At 65.5% G+C, this 21942-nt stretch carries 20 protein-coding genes; 6 read left to right on the top strand and 14 right to left on the bottom strand.

Going from position 1 to position 21942, the window contains the following annotated elements; all coding sequences use genetic code 11:
- Nucleotides 1-18 precede the first annotated feature (18 nt).
- The gene (locus KYX69_RS00655) at nucleotides 19-690 is read left to right on the top strand and encodes a GntR family transcriptional regulator (protein ID WP_300492602.1); all 672 of its coding nucleotides are present in this window, start codon (nucleotides 19-21) and stop codon (nucleotides 688-690) included.
- 83 nt (nucleotides 691-773) lie between these two features.
- On the opposite strand, the gene KYX69_RS00650 is transcribed toward KYX69_RS00655, so the two are convergent.
- The 4 genes from KYX69_RS00650 to KYX69_RS00635 all read right to left on the bottom strand — a co-directional run bounded on the left by KYX69_RS00650 (nucleotide 774) and on the right by KYX69_RS00635 (nucleotide 5255).
- Nucleotides 774-1697: a sugar phosphate isomerase/epimerase gene (locus KYX69_RS00650; RefSeq protein ID WP_300492601.1), complete on the bottom strand. Its 924-nt coding sequence runs from the start codon at nucleotides 1695-1697 to the stop codon at nucleotides 774-776.
- 19 nt (nucleotides 1698-1716) lie between these two features.
- Nucleotides 1717-2673 (bottom strand): sugar phosphate isomerase/epimerase, encoded by a 957-nt coding sequence (locus KYX69_RS00645; protein WP_300492600.1) that lies wholly within the window; start codon nucleotides 2671-2673, stop codon nucleotides 1717-1719.
- 63 nt (nucleotides 2674-2736) lie between these two features.
- Complete coding sequence (locus tag KYX69_RS00640; protein WP_300492599.1) at nucleotides 2737-3510, bottom strand: sugar phosphate isomerase/epimerase family protein; 774 nt, start codon at nucleotides 3508-3510, stop codon at nucleotides 2737-2739.
- 281 nt (nucleotides 3511-3791) lie between these two features.
- A complete protein-coding gene (locus KYX69_RS00635; protein ID WP_300492598.1) occupies nucleotides 3792-5255 on the bottom strand; it encodes an MFS transporter in 1464 nt (487 codons plus the stop codon).
- A 171-nt stretch (nucleotides 5256-5426) separates the two neighbouring features.
- Between KYX69_RS00635 and KYX69_RS00630 the strand changes: the two genes are divergently transcribed.
- On the top strand, nucleotides 5427-6635 hold the full coding sequence (locus KYX69_RS00630) for an MFS transporter (protein ID WP_300492597.1): 1209 nt from the start codon (nucleotides 5427-5429) through the stop codon (nucleotides 6633-6635).
- 8 nt (nucleotides 6636-6643) lie between these two features.
- Nucleotides 6644-7549, top strand: a complete 906-nt coding sequence (locus tag KYX69_RS00625; RefSeq protein ID WP_300492596.1) for an alpha/beta hydrolase — start codon at nucleotides 6644-6646, stop codon at nucleotides 7547-7549.
- A gap of 16 nt (nucleotides 7550-7565) precedes the next feature.
- Here KYX69_RS00625 and KYX69_RS00620 read toward each other — a convergent pair whose 3' ends face one another.
- Nucleotides 7566-9257, bottom strand: a complete 1692-nt coding sequence (locus KYX69_RS00620; protein WP_300492595.1) for an FAD-dependent oxidoreductase — start codon at nucleotides 9255-9257, stop codon at nucleotides 7566-7568.
- Nucleotides 9257-9877: a gluconate 2-dehydrogenase subunit 3 family protein gene (locus KYX69_RS00615; RefSeq protein WP_300492594.1), complete on the bottom strand. Its 621-nt coding sequence runs from the start codon at nucleotides 9875-9877 to the stop codon at nucleotides 9257-9259. The genes KYX69_RS00620 and KYX69_RS00615 overlap by 1 nt, the downstream gene beginning before the upstream one ends.
- Nucleotides 9878-9931: 54 nt before the next feature.
- Between KYX69_RS00615 and KYX69_RS00610 the strand changes: the two genes are divergently transcribed.
- Both KYX69_RS00610 and KYX69_RS00605 read left to right on the top strand, forming a co-directional pair.
- On the top strand, nucleotides 9932-10576 hold the full coding sequence (locus tag KYX69_RS00610) for a thioredoxin family protein (protein ID WP_300492593.1): 645 nt from the start codon (nucleotides 9932-9934) through the stop codon (nucleotides 10574-10576).
- The gene (locus tag KYX69_RS00605; RefSeq protein WP_300492592.1) at nucleotides 10567-11103 is read left to right on the top strand and encodes a hypothetical protein; all 537 of its coding nucleotides are present in this window, start codon (nucleotides 10567-10569) and stop codon (nucleotides 11101-11103) included. The genes KYX69_RS00610 and KYX69_RS00605 overlap by 10 nt, the downstream gene beginning before the upstream one ends.
- On the opposite strand, the gene KYX69_RS00600 is transcribed toward KYX69_RS00605, so the two are convergent.
- From KYX69_RS00600 to KYX69_RS00575, 6 genes are all read right to left on the bottom strand, one after another.
- Nucleotides 11100-12569, bottom strand: a complete 1470-nt coding sequence (locus tag KYX69_RS00600; RefSeq protein WP_300492591.1) for an MFS transporter — start codon at nucleotides 12567-12569, stop codon at nucleotides 11100-11102. The two genes, KYX69_RS00605 and KYX69_RS00600, sit on opposite strands and share 4 nt — an antisense overlap.
- Nucleotides 12569-13624: a sugar phosphate isomerase/epimerase gene (locus KYX69_RS00595; protein ID WP_300492590.1), complete on the bottom strand. Its 1056-nt coding sequence runs from the start codon at nucleotides 13622-13624 to the stop codon at nucleotides 12569-12571. Before KYX69_RS00595 ends, KYX69_RS00600 begins: the two co-directional genes overlap by 1 nt.
- A gap of 11 nt (nucleotides 13625-13635) precedes the next feature.
- Nucleotides 13636-14748 carry a Gfo/Idh/MocA family oxidoreductase gene (locus KYX69_RS00590; protein WP_300492589.1) on the bottom strand — a complete coding sequence of 371 codons (1113 nt, stop codon included), beginning with the start codon at nucleotides 14746-14748 and terminating at the stop codon, nucleotides 13636-13638.
- Between the two features lie 13 nt (nucleotides 14749-14761).
- A complete protein-coding gene (locus tag KYX69_RS00585) occupies nucleotides 14762-17152 on the bottom strand; it encodes a glycoside hydrolase family 3 protein (protein ID WP_300492588.1) in 2391 nt (796 codons plus the stop codon).
- Between the two features lie 78 nt (nucleotides 17153-17230).
- Nucleotides 17231-17623 carry a DUF6379 domain-containing protein gene (locus KYX69_RS00580; RefSeq protein ID WP_300492587.1) on the bottom strand — a complete coding sequence of 131 codons (393 nt, stop codon included), beginning with the start codon at nucleotides 17621-17623 and terminating at the stop codon, nucleotides 17231-17233.
- A 15-nt stretch (nucleotides 17624-17638) separates the two neighbouring features.
- Entirely contained in the window at nucleotides 17639-18649 is a 1011-nt protein-coding gene (locus tag KYX69_RS00575; protein WP_300492586.1) for a TIM barrel protein, read from the bottom strand.
- Nucleotides 18650-18811: 162 nt separating this feature from the next.
- Here KYX69_RS00575 and KYX69_RS00570 point away from each other — a divergent pair, with 162 nt between their 5' ends.
- Nucleotides 18812-19180, top strand: a complete 369-nt coding sequence (locus KYX69_RS00570; protein ID WP_300492585.1) for a DoxX family protein — start codon at nucleotides 18812-18814, stop codon at nucleotides 19178-19180.
- A 121-nt stretch (nucleotides 19181-19301) separates the two neighbouring features.
- Here KYX69_RS00570 and KYX69_RS00565 read toward each other — a convergent pair whose 3' ends face one another.
- Complete coding sequence (locus KYX69_RS00565) at nucleotides 19302-20915, bottom strand: family 43 glycosylhydrolase (RefSeq protein ID WP_300492584.1); 1614 nt, start codon at nucleotides 20913-20915, stop codon at nucleotides 19302-19304.
- 63 nt (nucleotides 20916-20978) lie between these two features.
- Nucleotides 20979-21935: a ThuA domain-containing protein gene (locus KYX69_RS00560; protein WP_300492583.1), complete on the bottom strand. Its 957-nt coding sequence runs from the start codon at nucleotides 21933-21935 to the stop codon at nucleotides 20979-20981.
- Nucleotides 21936-21942: the final 7 nt, after the last annotated feature.

Raw genomic sequence — 21942 nt, 5'->3', positions numbered from 1 at the left:
CCGAACTGGAGTGGTTGGATGGCAGAGCGAGATGGACAAAAACTGACGCTCTCGGACCAAGCCTATGCGCTTCTCCGGGAACGGATCGTGTCATTGAAAATGCCACCCCGAATGCGCTTTACCGAGCGAGAGATATCAGAGGAGACCGGCTTCGGAGCGATGCCGGTGCGCGAGGCGTTGGATCGCCTCAACCATGATGGCCTTGTCGAGACCATCCCCCGCCGCGGTTATCGCGTGGCAGGACTGACCTTGAAGTCCGTGGACGACTTTTTCACGGTGTGGAGTGCGGTGTCGCCGTTGATCATCCAGTTGGGTCAGGAACGGATGACGCTCGAGCAAGCTGCGGCGTTGGACGCCATACAGAACGAGCTTATGCGGGCGGTCCGCAGGGCGAAGCTCAACCCGGAAGACTGGATCCGGCTTTCCCGGCATCGCTTTGACCTTCTGGCAGAGGCCACGCGCAATCCTCCCCTCCAGGCTATCTACCGCAACCTGTCGGCAGAAATGGACCGGATCTTTCATTCGATCAGTCGCCACAAGGAGGACGTTCGCGCGATCTTTGACCTTGGGACGCGGTTCGACAGCGCCATTCCGAGTGTCGAGGACGCGAGTGCCTTCATCAGGATCAGCCGCGAGAAGATCGCAGAAATCATTATCGAGAAAGGCTTCGACTACCCGCAGGCGGGCTGATCGCCCGGGCAGCCCGATACCGACCGCGCGCGCGCTCTCGCCCCCCCCCTCCGAACCCGGTCGGCGCGGCGGGCAAGCCGCCCTCAGTCGTAGATCGGGCGCAGCACGTTATCCAGGTGGTAGCGGGTCAGCGCCATCGACGCGAGGAGATCGGGCGAGCCGTCATACTCGATCGACATCCAGCCCTTGAACCCGTGCTGCTTGAGCAGCCGGTACAGGCCCTTGAGATCGAGTTCGCCCAGCCCCGGCTCCCAGAACCAGCGCGTGCCATCATCGGCAATTTCGGGATCGCGCGCGTAGCGGACGCTGTCGGGCTGGCGCGCCGAGCCGGTATCCTTCAGGTGGAAGGTGCTGATCCGGTCGTGATAGTCATTGTAGAAGGTCAGCAGATCCTCGCCCATGATCGAAATCTGGGCGGTGTCGATGCAATAATGCACCAGCTTCGGGTCAGTCGATTCGATCAGCTCGCGGTGATTCTCGATATTGATCGCGCAGAAAAACTCATTGTGCAGGCCAATCTTGACGCCGTGATCGGTGGCATAGCGACCGATCTCGTTCATCACCTTTGCACATTGCTGAACCTGATCCCGGCTCAGCGGGCCGGTCCCGCAATAATTCTGCGTCGGACAGGTGTTCATGTAGGTGCCGCCGAATTTGACGATCGTGTCCACGGCCTCACGGCCGGCGCGCACGGCTTCGTCGAAATGGCCGGCGTCATGCGAGGCATGGGCGCCGTGAAACATGCCGATCACCTCGACCCCGCGCTCCTTGGCGAAGGCCGTGAAATTCTCGGGCGACCCGAACAGCGGGAGGATATCCGCCAGATCCCAGGGCGCGATCTCGATCCCGTCAAACCCCAGCACGGACTGATATTTCAGGATCGTGTCCCAATCGGAATAATAGGCGCTATTCGTCTTATCCTCATAATAAAATTCGCGAAAATTGTCGATCTGCCGGTACGGAATGGTCTTCCAGTGGCACATATTGGCGTAGCGGATATTGGGCATGGCGGCAGCTCCGTCCGGCTTAGTTCTGTAGCTTGTTGAGAAGCGCGCGCGTGCGGAGCAGCGCGCGGAAGGGATCGCGCGTCTGGCGCGCGCTGCACACGATCGGGCCGGTATAGTTCAGGCGATCAAGCAGTTGAACGATCCCGGGCAGATCGACATTGCCCGTACCGGGATCGCGGAACACCTGCGTCGCGCGATGCGCCGGGAATTCGGGGTTCGCGCTTTTCCACACATCGCCCGGATCGACGAACTGCGTATCGGTCAGGTGTACGCAGCCGATGCGGCCCTGCTGCGCTTCGATGAACGCCGCCGGATCGACGCCGGCGATCGTCAGGCTCGCCACATCGACATCGAGCTTCACCGCATCGGGCAGCGCGTCGAGCAAGGACAGGATCTGTTCGCCACGGAACAGGCTCCAATATTCGTTGCGCAGCACCAGCGTAACGCCCGCCGCAGCGGCCTTTTCCGCCAAGCCGCCGAGCAACTGAAGCGTCCGCTCAGTAAAGGCCGCGCGCTTCGCCTCCAGATCGGGGTGATAGTGCGCGACGCGGCCATGATAGGGTGACGGACTGATCGCGAAATAGTCCGCCCCCAGATCACCGGCATGCGCCACCGCCTCACCCGCGAAATGCCCGCTCGCGCCGAAGAAGAAGTCGAGATTATCGTTCCGCATGAACAAATTGGGGTCGAACGTCACGCCTGTCACATGATCGATGCCGCTGTCGGCCAGCACGGCGCGATAGTTGGCGGCCGACTCATATTTGGTGTTGATGCAGTAGCGGTTCATCGGAACGCCGCTGCGCCCGCCGAACTGCCAGACCGGCTCATACGGGATCTCGATCGAGCGAAACCCGCTCGCGCGGATCAGCGGGTAGAGTTCTTCCCAGAAATAGCGGCTCTCGAACCGGTTGCGGTTCGGCTCCTGATAGTGGCGGTTGATCAGGTCCAGGCTGATCGCGATCCGATCGAGGTTCATTGCGTCGTCCGTCTATAGGATGCGCCGTCGGCGACGGCGGTTGGAAGCTCTGCCCGGCGGGCTTCAGTCGGCGAGCATCCGCTGCGACTGGGCTAGTGACTCGTCCATCGGCATGGTCGGGAAATATTCGAGGCCGATCGCCCCGGTGTAGCCGATGTCGCGCAGCGTGCGCGTGACCTGAGCCCAGTCGAGGCTGCCGGTGCCGGGCTCATTGCGGTCGGGCATGTCGGCGACCTGGACGTGCGCGACGAGGTGGATGCGGCCTGCCAGCACCTCCGCCATATCCTCGCCCATCACGGCGCTGTGCCAGACATCGTACAGCAGACGCAGGTTCGGACTGCCCACCGCCTCGACCAGATCGAGGCCGAGCTTGGTGCTGACGAGATACATGGTGGCGAACAATTGCGTGTTGAGCGGCTCGAGCAGCAGCATGACGCCCGCCTCCTCCGCTGCATCCGCCGCCGCGCGCAGGGCGGTGACGGCGTTGGCGAAATGCTCTTCCTCGCTCATGCCATCGACGCAGAAGCCGGAGGCGACGATCAGGTTCGGCTTGCCGAGGATCGCAGTCGCGGCGATCGTTTCGCGTACTGCCGTGACCATCGCATCGCGCTCAGCCGGGTCGACGATCGAGCGGCGCGGATCGACGCACAGGCTGGTCAGCCGCACGCCGGTTTCCTCAAGCGCCGCGGCGAGTGCGTCGATCGGCTTGTCGCGCCACAGGTGAAATTCGGCGAGCGCGAAGCCGGCCGCCTTGGCCGCGCGCACGCGCGCATCGAGTTCGCCAGCGTCGGCAAACTGCCATTCGATACAGGAGGATAGTTGATACGCCGCAGACATAGGATCCCTTCCCATTCCACGGCCCCGTGGTGCGTCACGCACTCGTATGCCTGGCGGGCTCAATCCCGCTATTTTGTCGCTCCTCCGATACGGATCTTCGCCAAAAGATCAAGGCCGGAAAAGGGGTGCACCCGGCCGGCGCTTCGCAAGCGCGTCGTGGATATCGCAGATGCGCCCGATTGTGCTCGACCGGTCGAATGCCGGGGCGCGCTACGACAAACCTTTTAGTGTCGAGCCGCACGTAATGGCGCAGACGAGCACCCATGATGGCGATGATATTCCTATGCTCGGCGACTTTTCTCTTCGCGCACCCCGAAGATATCCGCCGGCAGTCGCCACGCCGCGAGGATAGCGAGCAGGAGCAGCATGATGAAAAGCGCACCTGCCACCGGCAAGCCCGCAAGCGCGCCACCCGTCTGGGCCGCAGCCGCGAAATATGCAGAGCCGATCGCCGCAATGCCTGTCGCGCCGCCCAACTGCTGCGCGGTGCGCAGCGTCGCGCTGGCAGTCCCGGCGAACGCGCGGTCGACATCGGCGACCACGACCGGCGGCAACGGCCCGGCCAGCATACCCATGCCGATCCCCGCGACTGCGAGCAGCGCGAAGAAGCCAACGCCGCTGCCGGTTCCACCGGCGATCAGGATCAGCGCGCCGCTCGCCCCTGTCATCATCACCAGCGCACCACCGATCAGCAGCCAGCGGCCGAAGCGCGGCAGATACTTCTTTCCGATCAGGCTGATCCCCGCCATCACGCCAAGACCAAAGGGACCATGCGCTAGCGCGGTATCGAGCGGGGACTTGCCCAGCCCCTGTTGCAACGCGATTGCCAGCACCAGCAGAAAGCCCGCCGCACCTGCCGAGAAGGCCAGCACCGCGACCAGCCCCCAGCGGAACGTGATCAGGCGGAACAGCGCAGGTTCGACGATCGCCGCCAGCCCCGCGCGCCGCCGTGCCAATGCTCGGATCCAGCCCGCACTGACCAAGGCGACTCCGACGAGCGCGCACGGAATGGCCCAGGCCGGCCAGCCCCGCTCCGACCCGTCGATCAGCGCGAACAGCAGCGCCGCAAAGCCCGCCGCAAACAGCGCCGCGCCGATCAGGTCGATTTGCAGCGGGAGACCGGCGCCGCGCTGCGGGATCGTCCGCAACCCCAGCCACAGCGCAATTAACCCGATCGGCAGATTGATCAGGAAGATCAGCCGCCAGCCAAGGCCAAACCAGTCCCATTCGATCAACAAGCCACCCAGGATCGGTCCCAGGATCGCAGCGAGTCCTCCGATCACGCCGAACCAGGCAAGCCGTTCAACGCGTTCGAGCGGCGAGAACAGCGTCTGCACGATCGCCATCACCTGCGGCCCCATCATCGCGCCGGCAGCCCCCTGGAGCAGGCGGCCGATGACCAGCTGCTCGGGCGTTTGCGCCAGCCCGCACAGCGCCGAGGTGGCGATGAATCCCCCAACCCCGATCAGGAACATGCGGCGATAGCCGAACGCGTCGCCCAGCCGTCCGCCGAGCAGCAACAGCGCACCCAGCACCAGCAGATAGCCCGCAACGATCCACTGCATCGCCGCCGACGAGGCATCCAGCGCGCGGCGGATCTCGGGCAAGGCGGTGTTCACGATGGTCGTATCGGCGACCTCGAGCACGAAGGCGATCAGCACGGTGAGGAAGGCGAGCGTGCGCTGACGATCCGTCAGCTGCGCCGCTGCGGCACCGTTCTGCGGCGCGCCTGCCCCTCCATCCATAGACTGCCGCCCCGCAAATCCCGGGCGTTGCACCCGCGGTACAGCCCTAATTAAAATGATTCTTCTATTATGAGCCCGTTTCGCCTAGCGTCAACCCAATGCGGCGATTCACGACCGCGATGTTGAGGTGGCGGGCGTGGTCGCGCGTCCGTCCGGAGGGGAGTGAAGGCGTTGCACAAGTCAGACTCGTCGCGGGTACCCGGCCCCGCTCAGGGCTTCACCGTGATCATCGCAGGGTTCCTGCCGATCATGGCGATTGTGTCGATGTTCCCGGCCGTGCCGGCGATGATCGCGCATTTCGGTGCTGATCCCAATGCCAGCTGGAAGGTGCCGGCGATGGTCTCCGCACCCGGCCTGACCATCGCGATCACGGCGCTGTTCGTCGGGCTGATGGTCGATCGCTTCGGACGGCGACGCCTGCTGCTCGGCTCGACCCTGCTCTACGGCATCTTCGGCTCCGCGCCGTTCCTGCTCGAATCGCTCGACTCCATCTATGCCTCGCGCCTGTTGCTGGGGCTGAGCGAGGCGGCGATCCTGACCACGCTCAACACGCTGATCGCGGATTATTGGGATGAAAAGAGCCGCCGCAACTGGCTGACAATGCAGGGGTTGATCGGCCCGGCGCTGTCGTCGGTGATGATCTTCTTTGCCGGAGCACTCACCGCCTGGCGCTGGAACGGCATCTTCCTGCTCTACCTCGTCGCTTTCCCGATCTTCCTGGCCATGCTGCGCTACATGTATGAGCCGCAGCGTGAGGTCGCCCCCGCGCGGGTCGAGGGTGAGACCGCCGATGGCGGCATCCCGTGGAGCGTTCTCGCGACGATCGGCAGCGTGACCCTGTTCGTTTCGGTCCTCTATTATGTCTTCATCATCAATGGCGGGCTGGTCTGGCAGGAGCTGGGGGTCAAGGATCCGGGCAAGATCGGGCGGATCACCGCGTTGCCCAGCCTGTTCATCCTGGTCGGTGCGGGCGTGTTCTGGCTGCTCGGCCGCTGGCAGGTCAGTTCGCGTGGCCAGCTTTTCGCGCTGCTCGCCACGCTCGGCACCGGCCTCACCATCATCGGCCTCGCCAGCGACTGGCGGATGATGATCCTGGGCATGATGGTGCAACAGACGGGTGCGGGCATGGGCGTGGTCACGCTGATCGCCTGGGCCCAGCGCAAGCTGCCCTATGCCCATCGCGGACGCGGCATGGGCTTGTGGACCGCCTGCTTCTTCTTTGGCCAGTTTGTCTCGCCGCTGCTGGTGAGCGTGGTTCGCGCGCAAGTCGGGTCGATGCTGGCTGCGTTTCTGGTCGCCGGCGTCGTCGGGATCGTTGGGGCAGTCATCGTGTGGCTGCTGGTCGACCACCGCCCGATGCTTCAGCCCGCGACGGTATGAGGCTTACGATGATCCGCCCGTGCCTGAGCGCCATTGCTGCGTTCCTCGCCATCGCGTCCGCCGCCGCGCAGGAGCCGCCCCGCTTCCGCTACGATGTGATCGAAGCGCCGCTCCAGCCGGGCGCGGTCACGCTGCCGACTGCGCCGAAGGACGCGCCGGATCGCGAGCAATGGATGAAGCAGAACGGGTCGATCGGGGTGCGCAACGTCTCGCACGCCACGCTGACTCCGGTGTTGCCCGCTGGTCCCTCGACCGGCGCCGCGGTGATCGTCGCTCCGGGCGGCGGGTTTCTGGGCCTGGCGATCGATGCCGAGGGGTGGCAGGTGGCGCGCTGGCTCGCCAATCACGGCATCGCCGCCTTCGTCCTCAAATATCGCGTGCTGCCCACCCCGCGCGACAATGCGGAGTGGCAGGACAAGTTCAACCGGATGATCGCAGGGGAAAGCGTCGGCTTCGCACCGCCCAAGGATACCCCGCCCGAAGCGCTCGCTGACGGCCTCGCCGCACTGGCCCATGTCCGCAATAATGCTGCGCGCTATGGCGTGGACCCGAAGCGTATCGGGTTCATGGGCTTTTCCGCCGGTGGCTTCCTGACCCGGTCCGTGATCGAAAAAGGCGGCGCGGCGATGCCGGCCTTTGCCGCGCCAATCTATCCCAACATGGCGGCGATGACGGTGCCGACCAACGCACCGCCGATGTTCGTCACGATCGCGGCGGACGATTTCTTGCTGACCCGCGAAAAGGGCCTGCCGCTGCTCGACAGCTATCGCGCTGCGGGCAAGCCGATCGAATTCCATTTGCTCGCCAATGGCGGCCATGGCTTCGGCCTCGGACGCGCGGGCACCGCGTCAGCGGGCTGGATCGAGAATTTCCACCGCTGGCTGGGCGCGATCGGAATGCTTGAGGCCAAGTGAGGCCTGAGGGGGTGACCTAGATCACCCCCTCCTTCAACAGCTCGACCGCATGTCCGGCCGCGCGGGCGGTGAGCGCCATATAGGTCAGCGATGGGTTCTGGCACGCCGACGAGCTCATCTGCGCGCCATCGGTGACGAACAGATTGGCGACGTCGTGCGCCTGGCTCCATTTGTTGAGCACCGACGTCGCCGGATCCGCACCCATCCGCGCACCGCCCATTTCGTGGATCGCGCTGCCGCCCGGATTGGGGCGGTCGAGGCCCATGATGACCTTCCCGCCCGCATGGCCTAGCATCTCGGCGGCGTCCGCCTTGGCCTGCGCCAGCGCAGCATGCTCCTCCGCGCCGAACGCGAATTCGACCTTGAGGATCGCCAGGCCATTGGCGTCGGTGCGCGTGCGATCCAACGTGATGCGGTTGGTCGCGCGCGGCACGCAGTCGGCAAAGGCGACGAGCACCATCCGCCACATGCCGGGCGGCTGCAGCGCATCCTTGTATGCAGCCCCGATCCCCGCCTCACGCTTGCCGCGCGTCCAGCCCGATTGCAGCGCGCCGCCCTGGAACGAGAAGCCCCGACTATGTCCAGCGCCGTCGATCGCATCGAGATTTCGGAAGCGCGGAATCACAACACCGGTCGGGCGATTGCCGAAGGTGGTCCATTGCTCGAAACCCGGGAACAAAGCGATCGCCGACAGGGTGCTGGCATGATCCATGATATGCGTGCCGAGCACGCCGCTGGAATTGGCGAGACCGGTCGGCATTGCGTCGCTGCCCGAATTGAGCAGCAGATGCACCGAGTTGAACGCCCCGGCATTCAGGAACACCATGCGCGCGGCCGCCTGGCCGCGCGCCTTGGTCTTGCCGTCGATCCAGCGCACGCCGGTGACGCGGCGCGTGACTGGGTCATAGTCGATCTTCTCGACCACGGCGTCGGTGACCAGGGTCAGGTTGCCGGTCTTTTGCGCTGCGGGCAGCGTAGAGGACTGGGTCGAGAAATAGGCACCATAGGAACAGCCGCGCGCACAGATTGCGCGCCGCTGGCATTCCCCGCGCCCGTCCTTCGCCTGCGTCAGATTGGCGGTGCGGCCAATCGTCAGCCGCCGGTCGGGCCAACGCGCGGAGATTTTCTCGCGCACCGCCTGTTCGACGATATTGAGCGCCATCGGCGGCTGGAAGCGTCCGTCGGGCAGTTGCGCCAGCCCCTCGGCCGCGCCGGAGACGCCGATAAACTCCTCGACCTTGTCATACCAGGGGGCGAGGTCGGCATAGCGGATCGGCCAGTCGGTGCCGTTGCCGTCGCGCCGGTTGGCGTCGAAATCATAGTCCGACCAGCGATACGATTGCCGCCCCCAGGTCAGCGAGCGCCCACCCAGATTATAGCTGCGATACCAGTTGAACGCGGTGCCCTCTTGCGTCGCATAAGGGTTGTCGGCGTCGTTGACGAAATGCGGCTCGGTAAACTCGGTGAAATGGCGATTGCCGCGCTGGACCGGGTATTCGCGCGCATATTTTTCGGCATCGCCGATCCCGCGAAACGGCATGTCCCACGGCGCCTTGGTCTCGTTCACATAGCCGGTCTGGTGCGCGATCATCGGCCCGCGCTCAAGCATCAGCACCTTGAGCCCCGCCTCGGTCAGCTCCTTCGCCGCCCAGCCCCCGGTGATGCCGGAGCCGACCACGATCGCATCGAATTGCATGTTGTCCGCCATCAGCCGAACTCCACCGCGGTCCAGTCGCTCGAATAGGCGCGCTCGCCCGGCTTGACCGCGACTGCTGGGTCGAAGCGTCCGGGGGTCAGTTCGTAGCGCAGCTCCTGCGCGCCGCCGGTTTGCGAAGTGTAATAACCGGTCAGGATCAGCCCCTTCACCGTCTTCCATAAATGGTCCTTGGCGGCAAACGCCTCGGCATCGAAGCGCTCAAGGATTGCGGCGCGGCGCGCGTCGGGCTTGCCCAGCCAGTCACCATTGGCCGCACGGTCGAGCTCGGCCTCCAGCCAGTCGAGATGGCGCAGGCTGTCGTCGCTGCGCAAATGCCCGGCGACGCTGGCGGGGGCCGTGTCGCGTGCGAGCGGCATGCGGCTCATGTCCAGGCCATGGGCGAGCGCCAGGATCACGAAGTCCCCCACGCCCACATCCCCCGCACCCGGGGTGCCGGTGCGCGGGATCACCAGCTGGCTGATGTCGCGGATCATCGCGCGCTGGCGGTCGCGCGGCGCGTCCGCCTCGTCCTGTTTCGACAGCGTCGCAACGACTGCGGGCATTCCCACCACCGCCGCGAGCAACGCGACACCGCCACCAAATTCGCGCCGTGTCCAGCCAGCCTGACCCATGCTCTACCCTCTCCCCGCCGGTTCTTGCCGGCTCTGGCTCCGGGTGATATCAGAATGTATATTCTATTTCTAGCAGGAGAGGCACGGACGCTCAGACTATCGCGCATGATGGAGCTGGGCACGCCCGCGCCAGATTTCGTCTTGCCGGATACCGATGGGCGGACGGTTCGGCTGGCGGATGTCGCCGGCCCCAATGGGCTGATCGTCGCCTTCATCTGCAACCACTGCCCGTTCGTGCTGCACGTGATTGACGCCTTCGTCGACTTCGCGCGTGAGGTTCAGACGCGCGGGATCGGCGTGGTCGCGATCTCGTCCAACGATATCGTCGAATTTCCCGAGGACGATTACGACCATATGAAGCTGTTCGCGGCCGAACGCGGCTTCCCCTTTCCCTATCTGCATGATGCGAATCAGCAGGTCGCGATCGCCTATGAAGCGATCTGCACGCCGGATTTCTTCATGTTCGATTCCGACCTGCGCCTGTTTTACGCGGGCCAGTTCGACGCGAGCCGCCCGAAGATCAACCGCCCGCCAGTGCCGGGCCTGCCGCCACTGCGCACCGACCTCCCCGTGTCCGGCGAGGATATGCGCCGTGCCGCTGAAGCGCTGCTGGCCGGTGAGGCACCGCCCCAGCCGCAGCGGCCGAGTGCGGGCTGCTCGATCAAATGGCTCGAGGGGAATTCCCCGACATGGGCATAGTCACGGACCGCATCTGGCTGCCTTCCGCTGCCGTCGTGCCGCAGGAGCGCGGAACCGACTATTTCGCGCCCGTCGACGGCGCCGACTGGTCGGACGGATTTGGCTGGCATCGCGGCTTTTTCTCCAGCTTCCGCCTGCGCGCCGGGCGCGATGCCTGGTTTCACTTCCCCCTGCCTACACCGGTGCTGCGCGATGGGCGGCAACAGGCGCTAGCCGAGGTTTCGCTGATGTGGGAGGTCACCGACGGGGCCCGCATCAACTGGTTGGTGCTGCAGCATGGCGGGATGGAGCGCATCCCGCTAACCGAGCGGATGACCGAACCCACGAGCAAAGCGGTCCCGTTCGACCCGCCCGAGCAGTGGCGGCAATATTACCCGCCCTCGGCACGGCGGCTGACCACGATCCCGTTCGATCCTGTGCTGCCGCTGCGCTTCGGTGTGCAATTGTGTGTTGGTGTCACCGCCCCAGAAAGCGACGGCACCATCCGCTTTTACGGCGCGGGGGCCGGCTTCACCGACCTGGACTAGCCGCGGCCCGACCGCAGCGCAGCGAGCTTTGCACGGATCGCCGCCTGCTTCTCCGCCGACACGTCGAACCGTCCGACCAGCCACGCCATCGCCGCGCCCGCGGCCACGATCAGCACCGTGACGAACCAGGCGAGCGCACGCACCTTGTCCTGCGGCATCTGATCGACCGGCAGCCCGGCGGGGAAGTCGATGATGCCGAGGAACGACCCGGCGAACAGCGCGACCAGCCCGCTGCCGACCTGAAGCCCGATGAACATGAAGCTCGCGACCAGCCCCTGTTGCGGCTTGCCGGTATTCGCCTCATGCTCGTCACCAATGTCATAGGTGACGGTGTTGAACGGCACGACATAGAGGCCATAGGCCACCCCGCCGAGCACGCGGAACGCGAACACGAACGCGCCGATCGCGGCGGTGGCGGGCGGGGGCGACAGGCCGAGCAGCGGCAACAGCACCGCAGCCGCCTGCACCACGAAGAAGACGGCGAGGCCAGAGATCATCGCGGTGCGGGTGCCGACCAGTTTCATCCAGGCGGGCGCGAGAAGCATCGCCGCGAGCGAACCGATCACCCCGGCGATCAGCAGCCGCGGGGTCCAGCTGCCGTCGAGCTGCCAGAAATAGGTGGCGAGGTGGAGCGTCAGCTGGTTCACCACCGAATTGGTGAACAACACCAGCAGGGCGACCAGCAGCAACAGCCCGACATTGGGCGTGGTGCGGATCGCCGCGACCAGCCGTCGGAACAGCTGCAACAGCGTCTCGGGCGCTTCGCTCGCCACGCTCTGGTCCAGCTGCTCCACCGTCCGCATCCGCGCCCGCGTGCCGAGCAGGCCAATGACCATCAGTGCCGCCCCGCAAATGGCGATGAACAGCCCGAAATTGGGATAGGGCTCAGGATTGAGCTGCGGCTTGCTGAACCCGCCGCCGGGGACAAAGAACCAGGCGAAGGCGACATAGGGAACGGTCAGGATCGCCAGTTGATTGCCCATGTTGCGCATCACCGCGACGATGTTGCGCTCGCCCGTTTCGCGGGTCAGCTCGCCGCCCATCGCATAGGCCGGCACGGTCCAGAACGAGATGCCGACCCGCGCGAGCAGCCCGAAGCCGAGCAGCCAGGCAAAGATCTGCCATTGCTCCAGCCCGGCGGGCACGCGGAACACCATCGCGATCCCGGCCGCGAACGGCACTACTGCGGCGGCCATGAGCGTATGGCGACGCCCCAGCGGCGAACGATCCATCCGGTCGGACAGCGCCCCGATATAGGGATCGGCCACCGCATCGAAGACGAGGATGATCGCCAGCGCCGCGCCCAGCAACATGCCGTCGAGCCCGACAACCTGCGCATAGAAGAACAGCACGAACGCGTCCCATGCGAAGCTCTTGATCAGCTCCGGCATGGCGCATGCCATGAAGGCAAAGCGGGTCGGCCAGCCGAGCGGTGGCAAGGTCCCTGCGCGCTCGGCCACCGCCATCAGCTGATCCCCATGATGCGTTTGTTCAGGTCGCGATCGGCCCCGCCGGCGGCGAAATCGTCGAACGCGTGCTCGGTCACCCGGATGATGTGCCGGTCGATGAATGGCGCGCCTTCGGCTGCCCCCTGTTCGGGGTGCTTGAGCGCGCATTCCCATTCGAGCACGGCCCAGCCATCGAAATCATTCGCCGCCATCTTGGAGAAGATCGCGCCGAAATCGACCTGCCCGTCGCCGAGCGAGCGGAACCGGCCGGGCCGATCGACCCAGCTCTGATAGCCGCCATAGACCCCGCTCCGCCCGCTCGGCCGGAACTCGGCGTCCTTGACGTGGAAGCATTTGATGCGGTCGTGATAAATGTCGATGAACGCCAGATAGTCGAGCTGTTGCAGCACGAAATGGCTGGGGTCGTAGAGGATGTTGGCGCGCGGATGATTGCCGACGCGCTCGAGGAACATTTCGAACGTCACCCCGTCGTGCAAATCCTCGCCCGGATGGATCTCGTACCCGATATCGACGCCTTCCTGGTCCAAATGGTCGAGGATCGGGCGCCAGCGCCGCGCCAGCTCGTCGAACGCATCCTCGACCAGTCCCGCCGGACGCTCCGGCCAGGGGTACATATAGGGCCAGGCCAGCGCGCCTGAGAAGCTGGCATGCGCGCTAAGGCCAAGGCGGCGGCTCGCGGTCGCGGCCTTCTTCACCTGATCGACGGCCCATGCCTGCCGCGCCGCCGGGTTGCCGCGGACATGCTCGGCCGCGAAGCCGTCGAACTGTGCGTCATAGGCGGGGTGAACCGCGACCAGCTGCCCTTGAAGATGCGTCGACAGCTCGGTGATTGCGAGGCCGTGCGACGCAGCGATGCCCGCCACTTCGTCGCAATAATCCTGGCTCTCCGCCGCGCGGTCGAGGTCGAACAGGCGCTTGTCCCAGCTCGGAATCTGGATGCCCTTGTAGCCCAGCGAAGCGACCCAGGCTGCGATGCTGTCGAGCGAGTTGTACGGCGTGGCGTCGCCGGCGAATTGGGCGAGGAAGATGCCCGGTCCTTTGATGGTCTTCACGTCCGCTCTCCTCAAATTGTCAGATCGACCCAGCCCGCTTCGTCGCGGCTCGCGGTCACCGCGGTCTCGATAAACGCCATGCTGCGCAGTCCTTCAGCCGCGTCGGGCAGCAGCGGCGCGACCTCGCCACGCAACTGCGCCGCGAAGTCGCGATACAGGTTGGCAAACGCCTCCAGATATCCCTCGGGATGCCCGCCCGGGGTGCGGCTGCGCGCGCGGGCATCGGGTCCGAGTGATGCATCGCCGGCACGAACGATCTCGGTGCGTCCGTCGATTTGGTGGAGCGTCAGCGCGTTGGGCGCTTCCTGCCGCCACACCAGCCCGCCTTTGTCGCCATAGACGCGGATGCGCAGCCCGTTGAGCTCACCCACCTCGATCTGTGAGGCGAGGAGCACGCCGCGGGCGCCATTGTCGAAACGCAACAGGATCGAACAGTCATCGTCCAGTGCACGTCCCGGCACCACTGCCGCCAGATCGGCGAGCAGCCGCGTGACGCGCAGGCCGGTGACGAACTCGGCGAGCTGAAAGGCATGGACGCCGATATCGCCGATGCATCCGCCCGCGCCCGACCGCGCCGGATCGACGCGCCATTCGGCCTGTTTCCCCTCGGCGGGACCGGCGAGCCAGCCCTGCGGATACTCGACGACGACCTTGCGCACCGTGCCGATCGCCCCCGCCGCGACCCGCGCCCGCGCCTCACGCACCAGCGGATAGCCCGAATAGGTATAGGTCAGCGCATAGGGCCGCCCCGCCTGAGCGACGAGATCGGCGAGCTCGCGTGCTTCGGCGCGCGAAGCGGTCATCGGCTTGTCGCTCATTACCGCGACGCCGGCCGCGAGCGCGGCGCGCGCGGCGGGGAGATGGTGGTGGTTGGGGCTCACGATCGACACGAAATCGATCCCGTCCGCGCGCGTAGCTTCGGCGGCGAACATCGTGGCGAGATCGGGATAAGCGCGTTCAGGATCAATGCGGTAGTCGATCGCCCCCGCGCGCGAGCGACCGGGATCGCTGCTGAACACGCCCGCGACCAGTTCGATCTCGCGGTCCAGCTCGGCCGCGATGCGGTGGATCGGGCCGATGAACGCGCCCGGTCCGCCGCCGATCATCCCCATCCTCAGCCGCATAAGCCCTCTCCCGTCACAGACCGTTATCGGCCAATGATGCGACGTCCGCCGTCAGCGCCAACCCGGCGTCTTCGGCTGTCCGCGCAACGCGAACTGCGACCGTGTCGCCGATATCGGCCCAGCCGCCCTCACCCCAGCGCTGGAACCGACGCCGGACCAGCGGAATGCGCACGCGCTGCACTTCGCCCGGTTGCAGCATGACCTTGGCAAAGCCGACCAGCGCAACCTCGGGCGTATCGCGATAGAGCTGGACCACATCGCTCCCGGCGCGTTCGGCGATGTTGCGCACGGTGACGACAACCGCGCCATCCTCGACCGCTGCATCGCTCCAATCGAACCGGGCATAGCCCATGCCCGCACCCAGCGTGTGCCGTGCGCGCAGCCCGGCCGCGATGATCCCGCGATGACCGAAACGCACCCCGTCGCGATAGGGCAATTGCCCATCGGCGTCGGGCTTCAGCCCATAGCCGGGATAGTCGCCCTCATCGCGCGCGATCACGACCGGCATCCGCCCGCCCGGCTCGCGATCGCCGGCGAGCACCTGCGCGATCGCCGCAGCAAAGCCTTCGCCCGGATACCAGGCGCTGATCAGCGCGGCGGCGCGCTCTTCCCATGCAGTGTCAAAGGCATGGCCGACATTGGCGACGATCACCGTGCGCGGATTGGCCGCGGTCACCCGCTCGATCAGCTCGATCTGGTCGGCGGCAAGCTTGGTATCGGGCCGGTCCTTGCTCTCGACGCTGGAGTCGGACGTTTCGCCGACCATCAGCACCACCGCATCGGCGCGGCGCGCGGCGGCTTCGGCGGCGGCGAGCAGCTCCTCCCGGCTGCCGGGCGCGCGGATGCCATACCACAAGCCGTGAACGCGCGCGGGGTCGAAGCTGAACTCGACGACCACCTCGACCGGCTTGCCCGCGGTCAGCGCGCGTTCGACAACTGCGGAATCCCCGGCCTTGAGCACGCCCATCACGTCACCCGGCGGGCACTCGGTCGTCGCGACGATCTCCTCCCCATCGACCCGCATCCGCGACACGCCGGTGGCGCCGAGATGGAAGCGGTGGAGGCCTTCGCGGGTCGGCGTGAACACGCCGCTCGCCCGGATCGAGCCGCCGACAGCGAAGCGCGCCTGCTCATGCACGCCGACGAACCACACCAGCGAATTGGTATCGCGCGTCTCGCGCGACAGCGGCGTGCCGCTGCAATCGCGGCTTTCGAAATACTCGACGGTCATGCCGCGCGTCGCGCCATCGCCCAGATCGGGCGCGGGGCGGACCGGCATGCCGGGAAGGCGCGGGGCAGGATCGACACCCGGCTCGAACAGGATCTCGCACGCGCCGTCAAAGCGCTTGCGGATGGCATCGACGGGCGAGGCCAGATCGGGCGAGACCGAAATCTTGGCGAAGGTGCCACCCTGGAAGCAGGGCGACGCAGCATTGGGGCCGATCACGGCGAGGGTTCCGATCGCGTCCGGTGAGAGCGGGAGCAGATCGCCTTGATTCCGCAACAGCACAAAGCCTGCCGCCGCCGCTTCGACCAGCAGTACATCGATATCGTCGGCGCTCAGCAGCGCCTGCTTCTGGCCGGTCGCGCGGCGCGCGAGGCCGACGACGCGCGCTGCCGCATCGTCGATCCGCGCACGCTTAACCTTCCCCGAAGCGACCGCCGTCGCCGCTTTCTGCCCCAGGAACCGCGCCGGGCCCGGCATTTCGAGGTCGAGACCGGCATTGAGCGTCGGCTCGGTCGAGTGCGTGCCGAACCAGTCGCTCATGATCGCGCCGCGATAGCCCCACTCGCCCTTGACCACGGTCGTCAGCACATGATGCTGCTCGGCGCAGTGCAGCCCGTTCACGCGGTTATAGGCGGCGAGCATCCCCGCGCACCCGGCCTCCGCCGCGAATTCGAACGGCAGCAGGTACACTTCGCGCAAGGTCCGCTCGTCCACGCGGACATCGACGGTATCGCGGTCGGTCTCGCTGTCGTTGCAGACGAGGTGCTTGGCGACCGATGCGGTGCCGGTCGATTGCAGTCCCGCGATCCAGCTCGCGCCGAGAATGCCGGCCAGCAACGGGTCTTCGGAGAAATATTCGAACGCGCGCCCGGCAAGCGGGCTGCGCGCGAGATTGATGTTGGGGGCGAGCACCGCATCGACGCCGCGCCCGACCGCTTCCTGCCCAACCAGCGTCCCGATGCGCCGCGTCAGATCGACGTCCCAGCTCGCCCCCAGCGCGGTGGCGCAGGGAGACAGGCGTGCAATGTCGCGCTCGTCCACCTTGCCGCTGGCGATGCCCATCGGGCCGTCGCTCATCGTGAAGCTGGGAATCCCCGCTTGGGGGATCGCCACCGACGACCACATGGCGCCACCTGCAGTCAGCGAAGCGGCCTGGTCGAGAGTCAAATCTGTCATGGATGCAATCCGTTGCGCCGTGCGCGAACGCGCGGCAGGCAGGCGGCGGGGCGATGTGCCCGCGCCGCCCGCTGGGGGTCAGGCGGCAAGTGCCAGTTCCTTGGCGTCCTTGGTCGTCGGGACGAACGGCAGGTACGACACCCGCATCCGCACCGCGAACTCGATCCTATGGTTGCCCGGCGCAAGGCCGCCCGGCTTCAGCGCGATGATCCGCGCCTTCTCACCGAAATTCCAGCGATCGTCATAGACGGTTTCCATCTCGTCCAGCGTGTAGGTCTTGCCGCGCACGCTGAAGCGCACATCCTCACGCGCGATCTGCTCGCCGTCCACGCTGACCTGGATATCCTCGATCATCGACAGGCCGAGGCCGCGATAATAGGGCAGCCGGCCGAGAAAGGCGAAGCCCACTGCAGCGCCGTCTTCGAACACATTCTCGAACACGTCGGTGCAGATCATCTTGTTGTCCATCATGGTGCCGATCCTCCCTTATGCCGCGACCAGAGCGGCCGGGACCGGCTCACCGATAAGCTGCGCAAGCATCACCTGCTGGCGGCGGACCTGCTCGACGCTGTCGGGCTCCTCCGCGTCCTCGATCCAGCGATTCCCCTCATATTCCGAGCAGATATAGCCGTCATACCCGCCCTGCTTCAGCACCTTGACGATCTCGTCATAGGGGATCGAGGGTTCGACATAATCCGCGGTCATTTCATAGAATTTGCCGTGGATATTGTGGATGCGGTGCATGTAGTCGAGCATCCGCTTCGGCTCGAACGCGGCATTGTGGCGCAGCGTTTCGGCCATCGCGATCGCCGGTCCGACCCCGCCCATTTGCTGGACATTCAGGATCACATATTCACTGAGTACGCGGTCCTCATAGGCCTTTTCGACATAATCGGCGATGTGCTGCGGCACGCCGATGCGGAGGAACTTCTCCTTCCACACCGGCGGGAATTTGAACAGGAACATGCCCATGTCGGGCAGGAAGCCGAGCGCGTCGGAGCCGCTCTTTTCGAAGGCCTCGGCGTGGCGGATGATCCAGGGATGGTCGAAGTGCAGCGGCGCGTGCACCTCGATCAGGATCTTGATGCCCTTTTCTTCGGCATGGGGCGCAGCGGCGACCAGCACCTCGGGGGCGATCGACACCAGCGCGCGGATATATTTCATGTCCAGCCGCGCACCGAAATCGATATCCTTGCGCACGCTCGCGACTTGCTCGTCGAACGGCATTTCGCGGCCCTTGTAGCGCTTATAGTCGAGCATGAAGTCATGACTGACCGGCACGCAGTCGTACTTGGCAATCAGCTGGTGCCAGTTGTCGATCGCGGCATCCTCGACCCCGACCTCGGGCCAGCCCCAAAAGCTCTGCTCGCCGATGATCTCGATCCCGTTCGCGCCGAACTCGGCGCTCGTCCGGATACAATCCTCCAGGGTCATTTTGCCCTGAAACGTCTCGTTCTGATAGCTGTAGAGGCTCACGCCCCGCTTGATCGTACCCATGGACCCTCTCGCATTTTTTGCGTGCGGCATGCCGCTTTATCTGCGGCGCGGCGCTTGCGGCCACCGCGCGCCATAATTAGAACCCTCATTCTATAAAGTGCCGAACGGGTCAAGTTCGAAAGTGTGGGGGGATTGATTGCGATGGCGTTCGGGCTTCGAATTTTGGCACGCATTGCCGCGCTGCTGCTGGCCGCCGCATTCGGGTTCTTCGGTTATTTCAAAACCGTTGCGTCACGTGCCGTGCTTGAGCAGCACCACGCCTGGACCACCGCCCTGCCCGACCTGCTGGGACGCGCAGTTGGGCTGAGCGAGCTACTCGCCGCAGCGCTGCTGTTGATCTTCGGCGCGATCCTGCTCGACCGGGGCCGGGTCGCTGCTGGTGTCGCGCTCTACGCGATCGGCAATCAGGTCTGCGCCGCACTGGTCCATATCGCACGCGGAGAAAGCGCCGCGCTGCCCCAAAACGCCGTGCTGGCGGGGCTGGCGCTGCTGATCATTCTCGCGGCGCGCACGCGCCGCGCCAAGCCATAGTAGGCAATGGGACCACGGGTCTGAAGCGGCCGTCGATCCCAGCTCGTGACACCCCTTCCCGTGTTAAACGCCGCGCATGTGTCCCAGCCGCCCAAGCGCATCCGGCCGGGCCCACCGACAGTCAGATGGCGCGGTACCGGTAATTGCGAAACCGGACCGCGCCGTCGCCCGATGCGAACAGCGCCGGGCGCAGGCTTTCGCCCTGTCCGGGCACCGATGTGTTGACGTTGTAACCCGAGCTTTCCATCCGCAGCCCGTGTCGGACCCAGATCTTGCCATCGAGGCTGTAGTGAAAAGTGACGATATGCTCGCGGTTTTCGAGCCGCAGATGCATGCGCCGGGCGGCCGGCGCCTTTTCCCGCCAATGATGCTGGCCTCCGCCGCCATAGGTGATCATGCGATCGCCATCGATGGCGATGCCCAGAAAGAGTCGGTTCGACAGGAACAGCAACAGCCCGCCCGTCGCCGCACCCTCCAGTTCGACATCGACCTGCACTTCATAGCTGCGATCGCCCGCGCCACCCGTCAGCGGCGATCCGTCATGCGGACCGCTTCCTCGCGCTTTGAGCAACAGTCCATCGGGACCAAAGGCAGCGCGCTTGGCTTCGCCCTTCTGCGGCGCGTCGAAGGTCCAGCGGGTGCCGAGCGAGGAGGCGCTGAAATCGTCGGAGCGGGGCAGGCCGTGCGGCTGGGCACGGCCCCCGCGCGGCTTGGCCATTGGTCGTGACAGATCGCCCCCCACGGCGCGAAACCAGCCATCCGGGGTCCATTCGACGCGATCGAGCAGGGTCTGCCGCCCAAGCGTGCGGAAGCCGTTTTCAAACCCGTGATACACCATCCACCAGTCATTCGTCGGCCCCCGCACCAGGCTGGCATGGCCACGTGACCACCACGCTTCGGTGACGGATTTGGTGCGCACGATCGGATTGTGCGGACAGTTTTCCCAGGGGCCATGGATCGACCGCGAGCGTGCGGCAATGACCATATGGCCGGTCGGCGGACCCGCCGTCCCCCCGACCGCGCTGACCAGATAGAAATAGTCGCCGCGCCGGAAAATCTTTGGCCCTTCGAGCGCATAGGCCTCGACCACCCAGTCATCGGGATAGCGCCATCCGTCATAGACCTTCTCCACCGGCCCGACCGCCTTGAGCCCGTCGTCGGACAGTGCAACCCGGTGCCCCGCAGACAGGAACAAGTAACGGCGCCCGTCTTCACCGATGGCGTGCCCCGGGTCGATGTAACCGCGAATGCCGACGTCGACCGGTGCGCTCCAGGGCCCTTCGATCCGATCGGCATGGATGACGTAGATCGCCGCGCTGTCGCGCACGCTGGTCGACCAGGCCGTCGGGATGAAGGGAATGTAGATGTAATAGCGGCCGCGATGCTTGATCATGTCCACTGCAAAGACCGAGCCGAGCGGCGCGGGCAACGCGACGGAAAAGGGCCGCCAGTTCACCAGATCGCGCGAATGCCAGATCATCAGGCCCGGATCGGCCTCGAACGAGGAAAAGGTCAGATAATAATCTTCGCCGTCGCGCAGGATCGAGGGATCGGGATAGGAGCCGGCCAGGATCGGGTTCAGAAAGGTACCGTTGCCGCGATCCGCGCACCGTTGCCCTTCAAATCCAACGCCCCAATCACGGCGCGCTGCGCGTGACTCAGACGTGGCGATTGCCGGGGCCAGCATCGCCGCCCCGGCACCGCCGAAAAGATTGCGTCGCGAGAGTCGTTCCATGCACTGTTTCCCGGAAAGCTTGGCACGCTGCGGGCGGCGCGCGTGTGCGCTCCAGCCATCCCGTTAGGGATGCGCGAACCCCGCCGCCTTGTCATAAGGCTTGATCGTCACCTTGCCGGTCGCCGCCCATTCGGTGCCGCGCGCGAACAGGGTCTTGAAGCCGTCATACTGGATCGTGTCCGGCCCGTGGCCCAGCGTGATCGAAAAGACGCGACCCTTGCCATAATCCTGCACCCAGATTTGCGGGTTGGGCTTGCCCATGCCGTCCATCTTCTTGAGCTGTTCCGGCGCGTAGGCCTTGGCGTCGTATTTGGGCCCGGCGCGCTCGGGATCGTAGTCCGCCGGATCGTCGATCGCGGTCGCGAGGACATGCACCTTCGCCGCCGGATCGAACACCATGTTGGTGTATTTGTCCTCCATGAAGTTCCAGTGATAGCGTCGCAGCCCCCGCGTAATCGGATGCTCGCGATCGACCAGCTCGATGGTGAACGCATCGGGCGGCGAGCGGCGGCTTACCCCGGGCACCATCACCGCGCCGATCAGTCGGCGATATTCGGGAATGTCGCGTCCCCAGGTGAACGACGAATGATAGGCGACCAGCCCGCCGCCCTCGGCAACATAGCTGTAGAGTGCCTTGAACGCGCCGTCCGACCAGACGTGCTGATCCTTGTCGCCATAGTTCCAGCGGCTGGAATAGTTGAGAATGACGACGTCATATTTCTTGAGCATCGCCAGCGTGCCGTCGTCGAAATCCTCGGTTACGCGCACGTCGAAGCGGCCGGTGTCCTTCAGCTGGGTGCGCAACCGGTTGTTCACCCCGGTCCAGTCATGCTCATAGCTGTTCTGCCCGCTAATGATCAGCACCTTGAGCCGTGCATCCTTGGGATTGGCGGGCGTCGCCACGCGCTGCACCGTTTCAGGCGGGGCATAGGGGAAGTTGTCCAGCGTCACCGGAATATCGGCAACCGGCACGGTTTGGGCCAGCGCAGGCGCGGCAACGAGAAGGGCCAGGGAACGCATGCGGGTT

The sequence above is a fragment of the Sphingomonas sp. genome, assembly GCF_030145815.1.
Taxonomy (GTDB): Bacteria; Pseudomonadota; Alphaproteobacteria; order Sphingomonadales; family Sphingomonadaceae; genus Sphingomonas.
The sequence above is the reverse complement of the archived record's forward strand: the minus strand, read 5'-3'. Positions and strand labels throughout refer to the sequence as shown.